The organism is Paenibacillus maysiensis (assembly GCF_000520815.1).
GTDB lineage: Bacteria > Bacillota > Bacilli > Paenibacillales > Paenibacillaceae > Paenibacillus > Paenibacillus maysiensis.
In genome coordinates, this window is record NZ_ASRY01000014.1 from 37,771 (window position 1) to 53,206 (window position 15,436).

Genomic DNA, 15,436 nt, shown 5'->3' on the forward strand with positions numbered 1-15,436 from the left:
ACACCAGCTTCATTCGTTTGCTCCATGACACACGGAGCAAAATGTTTTATAATAACTCCGAACCAGATTGAGATGAGTTGAGATGAGAAAGGTGAGCTGAGATATGGCACAAATTAAAATTTACGGAATAAAAGAAGCCCTGAATCCGATTAAGGAGCAACTTTCAGATGTGATTCATTCCGCTGTGGTGGATGCGTTCCAATATCCCCCCGACAAAAGGTTCCATCGTTTTTTCCCGATGAATCAGGAAGACTTCATATTTGCCCACGATCGCTCGGAGGCTTATACCATTATTGAAATTAGTGTGTTTGAAGGTAGAACGACAGAGGCTAAAAAGCACCTTATCCAACTGCTATTCCAAAGAATTAACGATTTAGGCATTGCCCCGCAGGATCTTGAAATAACTATATTTGAGACACCGAAACAGAATTGGGGCATTCGCGGTGTACCGGGTGATGAACTTCAACTGAACTATAAAGTAAACATATAATTTCGAAGCTCTTATGTAAAAAGACGCCCTTCATGTCATCATGAAAAGCGTCTTTCTTTTTCCCATATTCGCTTGATTAAGCTTCGCTATTTTACAGCAACATAAAATAATCTCGCCGCATCGTCTACTGCTTCTACCCATTCAAAGTCCGCATATACTTTCACATCGCGAAAACCGGCTTTGGACAATTCCATTCTCATCCAGTCCGGGTCATAGGCACGTTGCACATGAATTTCCTCGAAACGCTGGTATACATCGCGCCCTTCATTTTCTGCTCTCGCAAAAATGCTGAGATGATGCTCAATTTCACAGCGTGGAGCATCCAACGCACAAGTCCAAATATAAGAAATGGAGCGCTCATCCAGTACAAAGGGCTGCTCCTCATCATACCGCACAAACGTCTGGGGATGATGTACATCGAACAGAAAGGTTCCGCCAGGCTTAAGGCCGGCATACGTTCTGCGAAAAGTAGCAGCAATGTCCTCTTCCTCCAGCAAATAATTCAGACAATCGCAAAAAGAAATGACAGAATCCACAGGCTCCGGTAAATTCCATTCCCGCATATCCTGCTCTACCCAGCGGATGCTGCCCTCACGGAACAAACGCTGTCCTTGCGTAGTCGTTTCCATTTTGCGGCGGGCTACTGCCAGCATATCTGAAGACAAATCGATGCCAGCCACCTCGAAGCCCGAATTGACCAGTGGAATCGTAATGGAGCCCGTTCCACAGCCCAGCTCTGCCACCGTATGCGGCATACCATGCTGATCCCAGGCCTGCCGAGCAAAACGCAGCCAGTCCGGGTACGGCATGTCCTGCATCAGCTCATCATACACATAGGCAAACTTCCGGTAAGAAGCCATTTTTATTCCCCATTCCCGTCCTTCGGTTCAGGCATTTTCTCCACCAGGTAGGTCCAGTTTTCCTTTTGTGTAACCAGCCCTTCCTTCATCAGCTTGCCCATCGCACGCTTGAAGGCGGATTTACTGATACCAAACCGTTGCTTAATAATATCCGGCGGCGTTGCGTCGGAATAAGGCATACCGCCACCCGGGCGCTCTTTCAGAAAGGCAATGAGCCGATCCGCATCCTCATCACGGCCCACTTCCTTGCGTGGCGACATCGCCAGATTCACCCGACCGTCTTCACGAACCAGTGTGACCCGTACCTTCACCTCTTCACCCAAACGAAGCATCCGGTTGCGTTCCGAGGAGTGGATCATGCCAATCGCGCCAAAACCAAGCACGCCTCCGTCTACCAGGACGAACGTACCCATCTGAAGCGGCTTATACACTGTCGCCTGCACCCATGTATTTAGCCATGAATCAGGTGCATGGAAGGACAACGGAGCCAGCTCCTGCTCACCCGCCAGCTTCGCCCGCAGTCTGCCCTGCTTATCATGCTCCATGATAGCATACACGTAGTCGCCCACCTGAGGATGCAAATCCCGGTTCTCAGGCAACTCACGAATCGGCAGCAGCAATTGACGACCCAATCCCATTTCCAGAAAACAACCCAGACGCGGATGCACATCCGCCACCTGTAGCTTTGCCAGTTCGCCCAGTGACAGGAACGGTTTTTTCATAGTAGCGGCCAAACGGTCCTCTGTATCGTGAAAAATAAATACTTCCAGCCGTTCTCCAACCTCGATCTCACGTGTCAATTCTGTATAATGGAGCAGTACATCCTGATCACCGACTGTGAGAAAGTAGCCGAAGGGGGATACCTCACGATCTACCATAATCGTGACATAAGTACCAGCAATCAGATTCATACCTTCTCCACAACCTTAGCGTCCGACCAAAGTCTTTCAATGTTATAATATTCGCGCTCGTCACGATGGAAGACATGCACTACGACATCACCCAAGTCCATCAGAACCCAGCGACCGGAATCCATTCCTTCGATCCCTTTGATTGTCGTACCTTCATCATGAGCACGTTTGCGAATTTCCGTCACAATCGCCTGTACCTGGGTATCCGAATTACCGTGACAGATTACAAAATAATCCGCGACAAGAGATACGCCCCGCAAGTCAAGGGCTACAATATTCATGGCCTTCTTATCTTCAGCGGCCTCAACCGTAATTTGCATTAATTTCTCATTAGTTATGGTCATTCATGAACCTCCGATTTTCTCTGTTTAAGTTGTTGAATCAGATCATTTCGCGACAGTACCGTCAGCGGAAAAATAACCTTTTTCTTCTCCAGCAGCAGTGAAATCGTGGAATCAAATCCAGCGACAAGACCCTGCTCCAAACTTTTTTTCGCCTGCTTGCGGATATGCTCGACCCCGGGGAAATCTCGTCCCGGCTCGATGTAATCAGCTAGACACACGACTTTGTCCAGCAAACTCATACCCACACGCCCTGAGGTGTGCCAGCGAATGGCATTCCGTATTTCAAGGTCTTCCACCCCGTAGTCTCTAGAGGCAACGCAATATCCTACCTCAGAATGCCACAGTTGCTTGTCATGCTGTAAAAGCTCCTGGTCACATTCGGGATGATTGCGAATTACTTCCTCCATCTGCTGAACGGGCCAATATTTCGCTACATCATGCAAAATAGCCGCCAATTCGGCCTTATCCGGGTCCGCACCATACCGCTTGGCAAGCTCCACCGAGGTATGCATGACCCCCAGGGTGTGCTTCCAGCGTTTTTCAGGCATTTGACCGGATATAGCCTCCATCAATTGCTCACGGCTGTACTTCATACAAACCGCCCCTTGTAATGTAGTCATGCACACGATCAGGCACAAGATAGCGAATGGTGCGCCCTTCCGCAACACGTTCCCGAATATCCGTCGAAGAAATATCCACCACTGGCATATCCGCCAGCAGCACCTTGTTCTGCAAATAATGCGGCAGTTCATTCAGCGAAAGCTGGAAACCGGGACGCCGGACACCGATAAAACAAATTCGCTGTGCCAGCTCCTCAATCCCCTGCCAATGAGGTAAGTAATTCACCATATCCGCGCCGATGATAAAATAAAAATCCACAGCAGGATGCAGCTCCTGAAGCTCTTTGATCGTGTCAATAGTATAAGATACCCCACCGCGAAGCACTTCAATATCCAACACTTCAAAAGCAGAATGGCCCGCCACCGCTTCACTCGTCATCTCCAGCCGCTCCGTGCCGCTCGCCCCCGCCTGATGCTTGTGCGGAGGGATATGGGAAGGCATGAACCATACATGGTCCAGCGCATAGGCATCCCTTGCCGCTTCTCCAGCCAGCAGATGTCCAATATGAATCGGGTCAAATGTACCGCCCATAATACCGATTTTCATAGTCTTCTCCCCGCGTGCTTATCCTCTAGGCAACTCGATTTGCTTGTTATCACGGGATTCCTTGTACAAAATAATCGTGCTCCCGATGAGCTGTACAAGCTCGGAACCTGTTTCCGTAGCCAGCTCTTCCGCAATTTCATGCTTGTCATCCAGACAGTTGTTCAAAATCTGCACCTTCATCAGCTCGCGCTTTTCAATCGCATCGTTAATGTGACGCATAAGATGCTCGTTCGTACCGTTTTTCCCTACTTGAAAAACCGGGTCCAGATGATGCGCCATTGAGCGCAAATACCTTTTTTGTTTACCTGTTAACATGTATACTTAACTCCTTCATAACCACATATGCCATGTGGCAATTCCATAATTTTAGTGTAAAATCCGACTTACGACAGGCTTCTCAGCACAGCCGCTCTCATTTCTTCCACATCAGGGGCTACGCCCATAAAATACTCAAAAGCCACCGCTCCCTGATACACGAACATGCCCAAGCCTCCATGCACGATGCAGCCGCGCTGTTCACGGCTTTCGCGCAAAAATCTCGTTTCCAGCGGGTTGTAGATCAAATCACTCACAATGATTCCTTCTGGAATCAGACTCGTTTTTAGCGGAAGCTCGTCGGACAGAGGAGACATTCCTACCGAGGTCGTATTGATCAGCACATCCACCGATGCAAGTACGCTCTCCGCTTCATCGTTAGAATAGCCCGTCACAGGGATCGCTTCCGTCATCCACTCTAGTGCCAGCTGCTCGGCCTTTTCGCGTGTCCGATTCAGAATAATGACCGATTCCGGCTGTTCCTCCAGTAACGCATGAATCACACCTCTCGCAGCACCTCCGGCTCCGATCACCGCGATTCTTGTGCCCTTCAGCTTGACCGAAGTTTCTTCTTTGAGGGAACGCACGTAGCCGATCCCGTCCGTATTGTAACCCTTAAGACGTCCGTTGTCGTTCACAATCGTGTTGACAGCGCCGATGAGTCTGGCTCCTTCATCAATCTCATCCAAATATTTCATAACTTCAACTTTATGAGGAATCGTCACATTGACCCCGCGGAAATGCAGAGCACGAATCCCCTTCATGGCGTCCTCCAGTTGATCGGGCTTGACGTGAAGAGGAACAAAATCTCCCTCTATCCCCGCTGCCTTTAAAGCTACTTTATGCATGAGAGGCGATTTGGAGTGCTTGATCGGATCACCCAATACGCCCAATAATACAAGACCTTGTTCGGTCACTCCAGACTCCCCGCTGCTCATCGTCGTTCTCCCCCATATTGCAAAATATTAGGCCGCACAAATACATGAACGGCGGCAGGAACCTGAATCTGTTCCTCGCCGCCCTATCACATGGTTCAACATCCGTTAAATCAACGAAGGCCGTAAAAGGACACGGATTCCCCGAGGAGCATGAACCGCTACCAAAGCCCCGTTCTCACTATTGACCCTGATCCATCCCAGACCGGAGATATAAATATCCGATTGAGATTTACGGGGAACGCGGAACTCATGTCTTGTCCATTCCGGCATATCTGCCAACTGATCACGTGTCGGCGGTGACAACAGTTCTCCGGCATGATCTTCGAACAGTTGATCCGCCCGCTCCAGCTTGGTACGATGAATTTTAAGGCCACCATTGATGTAGCAGGTGAACGATTGGTGTTGCCCCTCTACAAAATCAAACCGTGCCATCCCACCGAAAAACAGCGTTTGTCCAGAGTCTAACTGATAAGCAGCTGGTTTCAGCGGCTTGTCCGGCATAATAGCGCCCAAATCCTGCCGGGACACGATTTCACTGAAACGCCAAGGATACACAATCCCCGGTGTATCAATAATATGCTTGCCGTCGTCAAGCGGAATATTCACCATATCCAGCGTCGTTCCCGGGTAGCGGGATGTTGTTAACTCCTGCTCCATATCGCTATGATCACGGATCAAACGGTTAATGAGCGTGGATTTACCAACATTTGTTGCACCGACCACATACACATCCCGATTGCCGCGCAGTTCGGATACTACATCCAGCAGACGATCAAAGCCCTGATTTTTTTTGGCCGAGCACAGAACGATATCCGCCGTACGAAGTCCTTGCTCCTTAGCCTGTTTTTGTACCCAGTTAAGGACCTTGTTCCAGTTCGTTACCTTAGGCAACAAATCCGTCTTGTTCACAGCCAGTACAACCGGATTAGAGCCTACAAAACGTTGCAAGCCGGAAATCAGACTACCTTCAAAGTCAAAAATATCCACAATGTGGATGACGAGCGCGTCCTTGTCCCCAATCTGGCTAAGCAGTTTCAGGAACTCATCCTGATCCACGGCTACCGAAGACGTTTCATTATAGTTTTTAATCCGGAAACAGCGCTGGCAAATGACAGGCTCTCGTGTAAGCAGTTTTTCCAGAATATATCCCGGAAGCTCCGGGCTGGTGGTCTGCATCGTGATACCGCAGCCACTACATTTGACAGCAGTTCCGCCGTCAGGTCTTTCAGTCATTCTTCTTATCCTCCTCAAGCCATAAGCCTTTCTTACGTAACCTTGTGAGCGCGATTCGCTCCAACCGCCGATTAAATCGGGTCATGACTCCTTCATCATGAATGGATATCGGTAGCACCAACACCGTGTACAATCCCAGTCGGTTACCGCCCAATACGTCCGTCAACATTTGGTCTCCGACCATAATAGTCTCTTCCGAAGTAAGCCCCATCATACGGATGGCTCTACGAAAGGACGAGTTGGAGGGCTTCCGTGCGGCATGTATAAATTCAATGTCCAAAGGCGTAGCAAACACGGATACACGGTCCATATTGTTATTAGACACGATGACAAGCTTAAAACCCGCCTGTTTGACCTTCTCAAACCAGGCCACCAGCTCGGGAGTCGCATTCGGCGCTTTTGCACCAACCAGCGTATTATCCAAATCCGTAATAATGCCGCGATATCCTTGAGCATACAAGCCTTCAAGATCAATATCAAAGACGGTATTCACCCGTAATTTGGGCATCAGCATTTCAAACAACGTCGGTCACCTCAGTTTCATACGACAAACTATACCATATTAATAGGGGTTAGTAAAAAGCTATCCGCAACAAACGGACAGCTTTTTACAAAGCATATGAAGAAGATTATAAATCGGCAGCATTCGAGCCGAATAAAAATGGTTTAGCCCTTTTCGTTCAGTTTGTCGTCTGGACTAACCTTTCTTATGCAACAGGGCCGCTTGTTGGCGGACCTTGCGCCAATCCTCGGCAGTTACCGAGGAAGGACTGTAGCGTGCTTGTTCAAACAGCTCCAGCAGCAGATTCAAAATTGAAGCAAGTTCCGGTGATTCAACCGACCATCTGCCGACCGATTCCCTCAGCGTATCGTGACTAGTGCGAGCAAACCCCTTACTCCGCATATACCGTAGCCAGCGCTCAGTTTCGACGATCACCTTTTCATCAGGGGTCAACGGCTTTCCTTTACGCAGACGCAGCAAATAAAAATGAATATCTGCCCGATTACGCCATACGATATAAGCGCCCCACAGTACAATAACAGCCACTGCCGCTGCTATGATTACCGGATGAATCTTCATGCCTTCCTCCAGATTGGGCTGTGGTGTCTGCGCAGACTGTTCCGGTTCAGGCTGATCTTTCACCTTTGGAGCATCAGGTGTCTTCGAATCCTCCTGCTCCGTAAGCAATGGCATATCAAAGCCCGGTGTGGCTTCTACAGGAACCCAGCCGTATTCACCCAGATATACCTCTGCCCAGGAATGCGCATCCGCATTGGTAATAGAGTAGGAAGACATATTTTCATTATCATCGCCTGTCGTTGCATCATCCGAAAATGTCTGCTGACCGGGAGCATAGCCTTTGACCCACCGCGTCGGAACACCGACGGAGCGAGCCATCATAACCAGCGAAGTGGAGTAATAATCGCAATAGCCCTCCCGAATCTCAAACAGAAAGGCATCCACAAAATCCTTGCTTTTTTTGCGGGAAAGATCCGGATTGTTCGTATATGCATAATTTCGCTGTAAATATTGTTGAAGCAGTCCGACCTTTTCATAAGGCGTCTTCGCCGACGACGTTACATTTTGAGCCAAATCACGCACTCGCTGCGGCAGCTCATTCGGGATTTGCAAATACGCTTCCTGCTTGTTCTTTCCATACAGCTCAGTAAACGTTTTTGTGCGAAGCTCTTTTTCCGGGATCACAGGCACATGTGACACCAGCGTATACGTTTTCGGATAAGCCGTTCTTCTGGAGGGTGGGTTCCAAAGCAGTTCTGCCTGTTCCGGCTTCCAACGCAACCCGTCTGCCCGCGAGTCTCTGTCCACCGATTGAACACGATGTACCGAATAGGCGCCGAACAAAACCGGATAGCTCTGATCGTTTTGCATCGTAACGGTCTGAACGACCTGCTCGGTCGAATGCCGTGTTTCTTGTGTATTTTCCAGCTCTGCCGTCATCGACACATCGTTCAGCGTCTGGTCGTCGTTGCCTGCATCACTCCAGCCTGTGCCGGAATACGTTCGCTTCGTCTCACCCCGCCAGTAGCTTCGCTGATTGGTTGTGATCGTCATTACCGGAGAATAGTCAAAATTGAATCCCCCGCCCAGCCGATTGTCCTGCCGACTATAGCCTGATGCCGTACTCATCCGCTGATTCACAGCCCCGGTTCCATTGTTAATACCAACGGTGGATGAGCTATTTCGCTGGGTCCATGCCGTGTAAGGGTCAGTTAAGGTCGGTCCTATCTCCGGCATATTCACGCCAGCCATAATAATCAAAGCAAATATCACCGCAATATTGGCTGCAATTTTATACGGGTAACGGCGAATGTGCTTCCAGCCTTGAGGATAGTGCTGCCGAAAATACTGCAGATGCTGAGTCACCAGCCACCCCATACCCGCAAAGACCATCCATGCGACTTCTTGCCACAGCACGGTTGGCGTGAACGAATCAAGCACTGCCAGTACGGCAATATTAATGCCTACAAACACCAGAATGCGCTGCTTCGTCGTAACGATGAGCGGTAACATCTCAATGACTAGCCAAGCAATCAGTGAAAACCAGATATATGGAGACATATTCGATATAAATTGATCCAGACGGTTTGTAAAACCCCCGAAAGGAATAAAGATCGAGTAGGACACGAGCGTCCGGTACAAAATAAAAAATAACGTCGCAGCCTTGAGGATAAATTCAATCCAAGGTCGAAGCGGCAGCAAAATTTTCACCAAAGCCAGCATCGTAACCGTCGCCAATACCAGCGTTCTTGTCTCTTTCAGCCATAGGTCTGAAGCAAAGGATACCCACTGCATGGCAATAATAATAATCCATAAAAATGTAAAGGCAACAGCCCAAGAGCCCTTCAGCGATTGCAGCCAGTTTTTCATAGCGTCCCTCCCCCCATTACTGTTGGGAGCTCTTCAAGACCCGGAACATGATAACCCTGAATGCCTCTTGTACGAAGCATGCTCATCCATTCTTCAGCCTGTCCCTCGCTTGAGCCTTCTCCGATATAGACATGGCAAGGGGTCATCCCCCGGGTATCGGCCCAGCGAAGAAGCTCCAACGCCTGATGATCCTTCAACGGACTGATCAACACAAAATGGCAGCCTTGTGGAAATTGCCGAACACCGCTTTCTACAGCAGCCATAAGACTGCCTTGGGAAGTGGTGTGTATGTCTACCAAATGATGCATCATCCGTTGCCGTTCCATCATCTGCTCACTGGGCTGAAAAACAGTGCCCGTTTCCCCTGCAGTACAAAGACCTACTCCCATCCGTTCCCGTCCGCCGTATTCCAGCAATGAAGCAATGGAGGATACGGCCAGCTCAAACTGATCGGCATTTACATAATGTTTTGTGTGTATGTCCAGTACAAGCATCGTTTTCGGAACCGTCTCATGCTCAAATTCCTTGGATTTCCAGCTGCCTGTACGTGCGGTCGCATTCCAATGGATACGTGAAAAACGGTCCCCATATACATAGTCCCGCACTCCGTTAATTTGCGTCGTTTCGCGCCGTGTTCGAGTCTGGACGGTCTGTGGCCCGGACATCCGCGAGCGACGGTCATTCAACTGCCAATAGGGAATAAATACCGTGCGGGGCAGTACCCGAAATTCACCGGGTGCGTTTAACCTGCCTTTATGCTCCAACAGGCCGAAGATATCCTCGCTCACACACTCGGTTTCCGTAAAATAATAGCTTCCCCGCTCCAACGCAGGAGTCTGAAAAGCAAGCTGTCCGCTTCCTTTCATGCTGGGGATAACACTGTCCTCAAACGACCAGGATTCACCTGTATGACGCTTGAGCACCTCGCGAACAATGATATACGGCAACGGCAGAAAGCCGGGAAGGCTCAAGCTCAGCTTTACATGCACCTGATCTCCCGCATGCAGTAGCTCCCCAAACTCTGAGCCTTGCGAAAGCTGCCTTGAACCCTGAACACGACGTACCCCGCTCAGCCCGACGATCCATAAATAAATACCCAGCAGCGTAACCATGGACAATAGCATGACTGACGTCTTGCCACCCTGAAACAACAGATATAGCAGACATACCACCCATATGACCATCAGTAGCCAGATGCGGCCTGACAGCCGGGGAAGCCTGCGCTTCCTTTTGACCATCTTCATTCCCTACGGACGCTCCATTCGTACGGGTACATTCACCTGCCGAAGAACAGCCTGAAGTACAGACTGGGCATTGGAGCTGTCGAGACGCGCCTCGGGACGTAACAGCAAACGATGCGCCAGCACATAGGGTGCCAATATTTTCACATCATCAGGGAGAACGTAATCCCGATTTTCCAGAAAAGCGTACGCCTTGGCCGCCATTACAAAAGCAAGCGCCGCCCGCGGGCTGGCTCCCAGCAGTACCGAAGGATGCTCTCTCGTCGCACGGACGATATCAAGTAAATAGGACGTAATTGCTTCGTCCATATACATTTCTCTGATTTCCTGCTGGATCGCAGCAATCTGTTCCATATGGGCTACCGCCTCCAGCCGATCTGCCGGCTGGCCCTTCTGATGACGAAGCAGCATATTCCGCTCAGTCTCCATATCAGGGTAGCCTAGACTGATTTTGAGCATAAAACGATCAAGCTGCGCTTCCGGCAGCATATAAGTCCCTTCAAAATCAATCGGATTTTGCGTAGCACACAGCATAAAAGGATGAGGCAGCATATGCGTTTCTCCATCCACGGTTACACTGCGCTCCTCCATCACTTCCAGCAAAGCCGATTGGGTTTTCGTCGTGGCCCGGTTAATTTCGTCTGCCAGTAAAATATGGGTCATCACGGGACCCGGACGGAAATAAAAGCGCTCATCCCGTGGATGAAATATGGAAACCCCTGTAATATCACTGGGGAGAATATCAGGATTACATTGAACACGGCGGTAATCACCGCGCATGGATTTGGCAAGAGCCTTGATCATTTGCGTTTTTCCCGTACCCGGAACGTCCTCGATCAGAATGTGCCCACCCGCCAGCATAGTCGTTAGCAGTAATTTTATTTCAAAGGATTTACCTAATATACATGATTCCAGATTAGAACGGATTGCAGATACAATCTGCACAGATTCTTGACGCACGGGCATAGCTCTGTAAACCTCCTAGATAGCAACATGTTTCCTATTATTGTACATGAAGGTGGGCACAGAGTACACTTGAGTCCTTATCCAGATGTTCGAGCCAGCACTACAGTTTGGTAACATTTTGTATACAGGCACATAAAAAGCCCTCCGGTCACACAGATCCGAAGGGTTGATTTTTAAGCTTGTTTAATTGTAAGTTTAATCTATAATGCATTTTTATATGCTTCCTTTTGGACGAACAAACAAGCATGCCAGAAAAGAGAAAATAATCGCCGAGGAAATTCCTGCACTTGTCAGACTAAAGATCCCTGTAATGACACCCAGCCATCCGTCCTTCTCCAATTCGGTTAATGCGCCGTGTACGAGCGAGTTACCAAAACTGGTAATTGGAATGGTTGCACCCGCCCCTGCAAATTTAATAAGCGGATCGTATATCCCAACGGCATCAGCAATTGCGCCTGCAACTACCAACGTACTCATCGTATGTGCTGGCGTCATTTTAAACGCATCCATCATCAACTGGCCCACGACACAAATGGCACCACCCACTAAAAAAGCCCATAGATATATCATACTTTTCCTCCCGCTTCGAAAGCTACAGCATGTGCAACACAGGGAATACTTTCACCCTGCTGTGTGGACAAAGGAGATAATAACGCTCCGGTCGCCACGACTAGTACCTTTTGCAGTTCTCCCTTTTCGATCCGCTTCAACAGATGCCCATAAGTTACCACAGCCGAGCATCCGCAACCACTTCCCCCTGCAATGACTTTCTTTTGCTTATTGATGTCGTAAATCAGTAAACCGCAATCATTAAATTCCGTCTGATTCATATCGTACCCATCTTTTTTGAGCAGCTCCTTGGCAATCGGCAGCCCCACTGAGGCTAAATCCCCCGTTACAATGAGGTCATAATAACCAGGGTCCCGGCCTGTATCTCGAAAATGAGACAACAGGGTATCCGCCGCCGCTGGAGCCATGGCTCCGCCCATATTAAAAGGGTCTTTAATGCCCATATCCATCACGCGTCCAATGGTAGCACAATCCACCACCGTACCTGACTTGGCATGTCCCACAATTGCGGCTCCGGAACCCGTAACGGTATACTGAGCCGAGGGCGGCTTCTGTGACCCATATTCCGTAGGGTAACGGAACTGCTTTTCCACCGTACAGTTATGACTGGTCGTACCCGCCATCACGTAGTCACCCGCCTCTGAGTCCACAATAAGCGCGGCTAAGGCTAAGCTTTCCATTGATGTTGAGCAGGCTCCAAAAACACCTAAATAGGGAATGCCCAGCTTGCTAGCCGAGAAGGAGCTGCTGATAATCTGATTCATCAAATCACCACTAATAAAAAATTGCACTTCCTCTTTGTTTAAATTGGCATTAATTAGCGCCAGCTCAGTAGAATGCTCAATCAATCTACGTTCCGCTTTTTCCCACGTTTTCTCGTTAATTTCCATATTGTCATAAATATAATCAAAATCTGTGGACAACGGCCCCTCTCCTTCATCCGGGCCAACAACGGTGGCACTGCCAATAATGCGCGGTCTCGATTCAAACTTCCAGGTTTGTCCTCCCTGCCTTCTCATAGGTGATTGCCCCCCACACCAAGGATGGCGTATATAACGCCTACGATAAATGCGGCCACCACCCCGAATACGATAACCGAGCCTGCCAGCTTGAACATATTCGCGCCCACACCGAGCACCAGTCCCTCGGAACGATATTCCAACGCAGCCGAACACATTGAGTTAGCAAAGCCTGTAATTGGCACAGCGGTTCCCGCTCCCGCCCATTGGGCAACCTTATCGTAAACCCCGATGCAGGTTAATATGACCGCCAGCAAGATCATCATGGATGAGGTCGGCGGCGCTGCCTCCTTGGCTGACATGTGCATTCCTGCCATAAAAGCCTCCTGAATCGCCTGTCCAATCACACAGATCACGCCTCCAACCAGAAAAGCGCGCACACAATTGGCAAATACTTTTCTCGAAGGTTCATGCTTTTGTGAAATACTCTGATAGTCCTTCTCATTTATGGACAGCGGCGACGTATTGGTACGAAAACCGCGCTGCCCGGATTTAGCTGGCATCATTCACCACCCCTTATCTATAAGTTTCGCGCTTGGCGGTTCGAATTGCTTGGGCCTTTACCATTATGAGCTTTTTGGAGAAATGTTATGTCAGGAAAATGATATCGTGGACATTCCGTACAAATCCATTCATACTGGATGGATGACGACCACTGGTTAATTAATAAGGAGTGAGATATAACATCATGGAATCAAAAACATTAGAGCTATTTAAAACTTTAACGGAGTTTCCTTCTATTCCCGGGCATGAGCGAGAGCTGCGGGCATGGGTTAAAGAGCGGATATCCGGTTATACGGACGAAATCGTACAGGATCGTTTGGGCAGCCTTTTCGGCGTGCTGCGCGGTGAAGAGAACGGACCGCGTGTCATGGTGGCAGGGCATCTGGATGAAGTCGGATTTATCGTCAACGGCATTTCGGAAAATGGCATGATTCGTTTTCAGCCGGTTGGAGGCTGGTGGAGTCAGGCCATCATGTCACAGCGTCTTCAGGTGCTGACTCCGAATGGACCAGTTATCGGTGTCGTCGGCTCTGTCTCCCCCCATTTACTGGATGAATCGCAACGCAGCAAGCCTATGGACATCAAGCATATGTATCTGGATATCGGCGTGGACAGCCGTCAGGAAGCACAGGATCTGGGCATCGTGCCGGGAACGGCCATTGCGCCGATCTGTGATTTTACTCCACTGGCAAATCCGAAAAAAATTATGGCTAAAGCGTGGGATAACCGCTATGGTGTAGGCCTGGCTATTGAGCTGCTTGAAGCGTTACATAAGGAAAAGGACAAACTGCCAAATACGCTGTATGCGGGGGCTACCGTTCAGGAGGAAGTGGGACTGCGCGGCGCACGCACGGCAGCCAACCTGATTCAACCGGACGTTTTCTTTGCACTGGATTGCAGTGCGGCCAACGATATGGGTGGTGATCCGAACGCTTACGGACATCTCGGTAAAGGCGCGCTGCTGCGGGTATTTGATCCAGGTATGATTACACATCGCGGGATTGTGGAATACGTGCAAGACATGGCTGAGACGCACAAGATCAAGTATCAATACTTCATCTCCACAGGGGGAACCGATGCAGGCCAAGTGCACTTGAGCGGAATTGGCGTGCCATCCACCGTCATAGGCATCTGTGGACGATACATCCATACTTCCTCGTCCATTATTCACACCGATGATTACGATGCAGCTAAAGAGCTGATCGTCAAGCTGGTGCAAAATCTGGATCGCACGACACTGAATACGATTATTGAACGAGCTTAAGCTTTTTCCAGAGAACTAGGATCTATTAAAAACAGTCAAAACACGGATAACGTGCTTTGACTGTTTTTTAGTTGAATAGAGTTACCGATTGGAGCACTTCATATCAAATGCTTATAATGAAGCAAGGCGATAATAACAAGTATAGCCGTCAAGGCAATGCAGATGTTCTCCACCTGCGCCCCTTTGCGCGTTCCGGTACTCATCAGCTTAAATCGCAGCTTCCATTTGAACGGTGGCAAAGGCTTGATCCCGTTATTCGTCAAGGAATCTGCCAACAAATGCAGCAGATACGCCAAGCCCCCAGCCAGCCATATGCTGTCACCATGCAGACGGGTTGTACCGTACAGCAACGCAGTCCATGCGACTGTTCCATACACCGTATGCGTCAATCCCCGGTGCGGGACAAGCGTACAGATAATCAACAGACAACCGGCTATGTAATTCCACGGCGCATAGGCTTCTCCATACCAGGCCAAGCCAATTCCAATTAAAAAGATAATGGCCTTTCGCATCGACCGTGAAGGCATAAAAGAAGCGCTGATCATCAGCAAAGCCAGAACAAGATTCCATGGCGGCGGAGCCAGACGGGTTAAAAATACCCAGCCCGCAGCCCCAAGCATCAGGAGCTGTACGAGTCTGAGCATTTTGGTAGGCAACGCACGACTCACGAGCATGGAGTTAGGCTCGTCAATATCCGGCAGCAGTGAACCGACTACAGCGGCAG

General features: G+C 49.4%; 18 protein-coding genes. 2 read left to right on the forward strand and 16 right to left on the reverse strand.

Features of this window, described 5'->3' with window-relative positions:
* Positions 1–103: 103 nt before the first annotated feature.
* Positions 104–490, forward strand: a complete 387-nt coding sequence (locus tag L696_RS0101160; protein WP_025682014.1) for a tautomerase family protein — start codon at positions 104–106, stop codon at positions 488–490.
* Between the two features lie 86 nt (positions 491–576).
* On the opposite strand, the gene L696_RS0101165 is transcribed toward L696_RS0101160, so the two are convergent.
* The 15 genes from L696_RS0101165 to spoVAC form a co-directional block, all read right to left on the reverse strand.
* The gene (locus L696_RS0101165; RefSeq protein ID WP_025682015.1) at positions 577–1,350 is read right to left on the reverse strand and encodes a class I SAM-dependent DNA methyltransferase; all 774 of its coding nucleotides are present in this window, start codon (positions 1,348–1,350) and stop codon (positions 577–579) included.
* Between the two features lie 2 nt (positions 1,351–1,352).
* The gene (locus L696_RS0101170; RefSeq protein ID WP_014282544.1) at positions 1,353–2,261 is read right to left on the reverse strand and encodes a CvfB family protein; all 909 of its coding nucleotides are present in this window, start codon (positions 2,259–2,261) and stop codon (positions 1,353–1,355) included.
* Complete coding sequence (gene rsfS / locus L696_RS0101175) at positions 2,258–2,605, reverse strand: ribosome silencing factor (protein ID WP_025682016.1); 348 nt, start codon at positions 2,603–2,605, stop codon at positions 2,258–2,260. Before rsfS ends, L696_RS0101170 begins: the two co-directional genes overlap by 4 nt.
* A complete protein-coding gene (gene yqeK / locus L696_RS0101180) occupies positions 2,602–3,198 on the reverse strand; it encodes a bis(5'-nucleosyl)-tetraphosphatase (symmetrical) YqeK (RefSeq protein WP_025682017.1) in 597 nt (198 codons plus the stop codon). Before yqeK ends, rsfS begins: the two co-directional genes overlap by 4 nt.
* Entirely contained in the window at positions 3,182–3,772 is a 591-nt protein-coding gene (nadD, locus tag L696_RS0101185) for a nicotinate-nucleotide adenylyltransferase (protein ID WP_025682018.1), read from the reverse strand. Before nadD ends, yqeK begins: the two co-directional genes overlap by 17 nt.
* An 18-nt stretch (positions 3,773–3,790) precedes the next feature.
* The gene (yhbY, locus tag L696_RS0101190; RefSeq protein ID WP_014282548.1) at positions 3,791–4,087 is read right to left on the reverse strand and encodes a ribosome assembly RNA-binding protein YhbY; all 297 of its coding nucleotides are present in this window, start codon (positions 4,085–4,087) and stop codon (positions 3,791–3,793) included.
* Positions 4,088–4,155: 68 nt separating this feature from the next.
* A complete protein-coding gene (gene aroE, locus L696_RS0101195) occupies positions 4,156–5,025 on the reverse strand; it encodes a shikimate dehydrogenase (RefSeq protein ID WP_025682019.1) in 870 nt (289 codons plus the stop codon).
* A 105-nt stretch (positions 5,026–5,130) separates the two neighbouring features.
* Positions 5,131–6,258: a ribosome biogenesis GTPase YqeH gene (gene yqeH, locus L696_RS0101200; RefSeq protein WP_025682020.1), complete on the reverse strand. Its 1,128-nt coding sequence runs from the start codon at positions 6,256–6,258 to the stop codon at positions 5,131–5,133.
* Positions 6,251–6,781 (reverse strand): YqeG family HAD IIIA-type phosphatase, encoded by a 531-nt coding sequence (locus L696_RS0101205; protein ID WP_025682021.1) that lies wholly within the window; start codon positions 6,779–6,781, stop codon positions 6,251–6,253. Before L696_RS0101205 ends, yqeH begins: the two co-directional genes overlap by 8 nt.
* 174 nt (positions 6,782–6,955) lie before the next feature.
* Complete coding sequence (locus tag L696_RS0101210) at positions 6,956–9,148, reverse strand: transglutaminase TgpA family protein (protein ID WP_025682022.1); 2,193 nt, start codon at positions 9,146–9,148, stop codon at positions 6,956–6,958.
* On the reverse strand, positions 9,145–10,392 hold the full coding sequence (locus L696_RS0101215; protein WP_025682023.1) for a DUF58 domain-containing protein: 1,248 nt from the start codon (positions 10,390–10,392) through the stop codon (positions 9,145–9,147). Before L696_RS0101215 ends, L696_RS0101210 begins: the two co-directional genes overlap by 4 nt.
* Positions 10,393–10,395: 3 nt before the next feature.
* The gene (locus tag L696_RS0101220) at positions 10,396–11,355 is read right to left on the reverse strand and encodes an AAA family ATPase (RefSeq protein ID WP_025682024.1); all 960 of its coding nucleotides are present in this window, start codon (positions 11,353–11,355) and stop codon (positions 10,396–10,398) included.
* A gap of 213 nt (positions 11,356–11,568) precedes the next feature.
* Positions 11,569–11,925, reverse strand: a complete 357-nt coding sequence (spoVAE, locus tag L696_RS0101225; RefSeq protein ID WP_025682025.1) for a stage V sporulation protein AE — start codon at positions 11,923–11,925, stop codon at positions 11,569–11,571.
* A complete protein-coding gene (gene spoVAD / locus L696_RS0101230) occupies positions 11,922–12,944 on the reverse strand; it encodes a stage V sporulation protein AD (RefSeq protein ID WP_025682026.1) in 1,023 nt (340 codons plus the stop codon). Before spoVAD ends, spoVAE begins: the two co-directional genes overlap by 4 nt.
* On the reverse strand, positions 12,941–13,447 hold the full coding sequence (spoVAC, locus tag L696_RS0101235) for a stage V sporulation protein AC (protein ID WP_025682027.1): 507 nt from the start codon (positions 13,445–13,447) through the stop codon (positions 12,941–12,943). Before spoVAC ends, spoVAD begins: the two co-directional genes overlap by 4 nt.
* A 185-nt stretch (positions 13,448–13,632) precedes the next feature.
* On the opposite strand from spoVAC, the gene L696_RS0101240 reads away from it, so the two are divergent.
* Positions 13,633–14,712 (forward strand): M42 family metallopeptidase, encoded by a 1,080-nt coding sequence (locus L696_RS0101240; protein WP_025682028.1) that lies wholly within the window; start codon positions 13,633–13,635, stop codon positions 14,710–14,712.
* 98 nt (positions 14,713–14,810) lie between these two features.
* On the opposite strand, the gene L696_RS0101245 is transcribed toward L696_RS0101240, so the two are convergent.
* The coding region (locus tag L696_RS0101245; protein WP_025682029.1) for a metal-dependent hydrolase at positions 14,811–15,436 on the reverse strand (626 nt) is incomplete at its 5' end.

Coding starts and splice junctions, on each gene's coding strand:
- L696_RS0101160 (WP_025682014.1), top strand. CDS start 104: ATGGCACAAATTAAAATTTACGGAATAAAAGAAGCCCTGAATCCGATT.
- L696_RS0101165 (WP_025682015.1), bottom strand. CDS start 1,350: ATGGCTTCTTACCGGAAGTTTGCCTATGTGTATGATGAGCTGATGCAG.
- L696_RS0101170 (WP_014282544.1), bottom strand. CDS start 2,261: ATGAATCTGATTGCTGGTACTTATGTCACGATTATGGTAGATCGTGAG.
- rsfS (WP_025682016.1), bottom strand. CDS start 2,605: ATGACCATAACTAATGAGAAATTAATGCAAATTACGGTTGAGGCCGCT.
- yqeK (WP_025682017.1), bottom strand. CDS start 3,198: ATGAAGTACAGCCGTGAGCAATTGATGGAGGCTATATCCGGTCAAATG.
- nadD (WP_025682018.1), bottom strand. CDS start 3,772: ATGAAAATCGGTATTATGGGCGGTACATTTGACCCGATTCATATTGGA.
- yhbY (WP_014282548.1), bottom strand. CDS start 4,087: ATGTTAACAGGTAAACAAAAAAGGTATTTGCGCTCAATGGCGCATCAT.
- aroE (WP_025682019.1), bottom strand. CDS start 5,025: ATGAGCAGCGGGGAGTCTGGAGTGACCGAACAAGGTCTTGTATTATTG.
- yqeH (WP_025682020.1), bottom strand. CDS start 6,258: ATGACTGAAAGACCTGACGGCGGAACTGCTGTCAAATGTAGTGGCTGC.
- L696_RS0101210 (WP_025682022.1), bottom strand. CDS start 9,148: ATGAAAAACTGGCTGCAATCGCTGAAGGGCTCTTGGGCTGTTGCCTTT.
- L696_RS0101215 (WP_025682023.1), bottom strand. CDS start 10,392: ATGAAGATGGTCAAAAGGAAGCGCAGGCTTCCCCGGCTGTCAGGCCGC.
- L696_RS0101220 (WP_025682024.1), bottom strand. CDS start 11,355: ATGCCCGTGCGTCAAGAATCTGTGCAGATTGTATCTGCAATCCGTTCT.
- spoVAE (WP_025682025.1), bottom strand. CDS start 11,925: ATGATATATCTATGGGCTTTTTTAGTGGGTGGTGCCATTTGTGTCGTG.
- spoVAD (WP_025682026.1), bottom strand. CDS start 12,944: ATGAGAAGGCAGGGAGGACAAACCTGGAAGTTTGAATCGAGACCGCGC.
- spoVAC (WP_025682027.1), bottom strand. CDS start 13,447: ATGCCAGCTAAATCCGGGCAGCGCGGTTTTCGTACCAATACGTCGCCG.
- L696_RS0101240 (WP_025682028.1), top strand. CDS start 13,633: ATGGAATCAAAAACATTAGAGCTATTTAAAACTTTAACGGAGTTTCCT.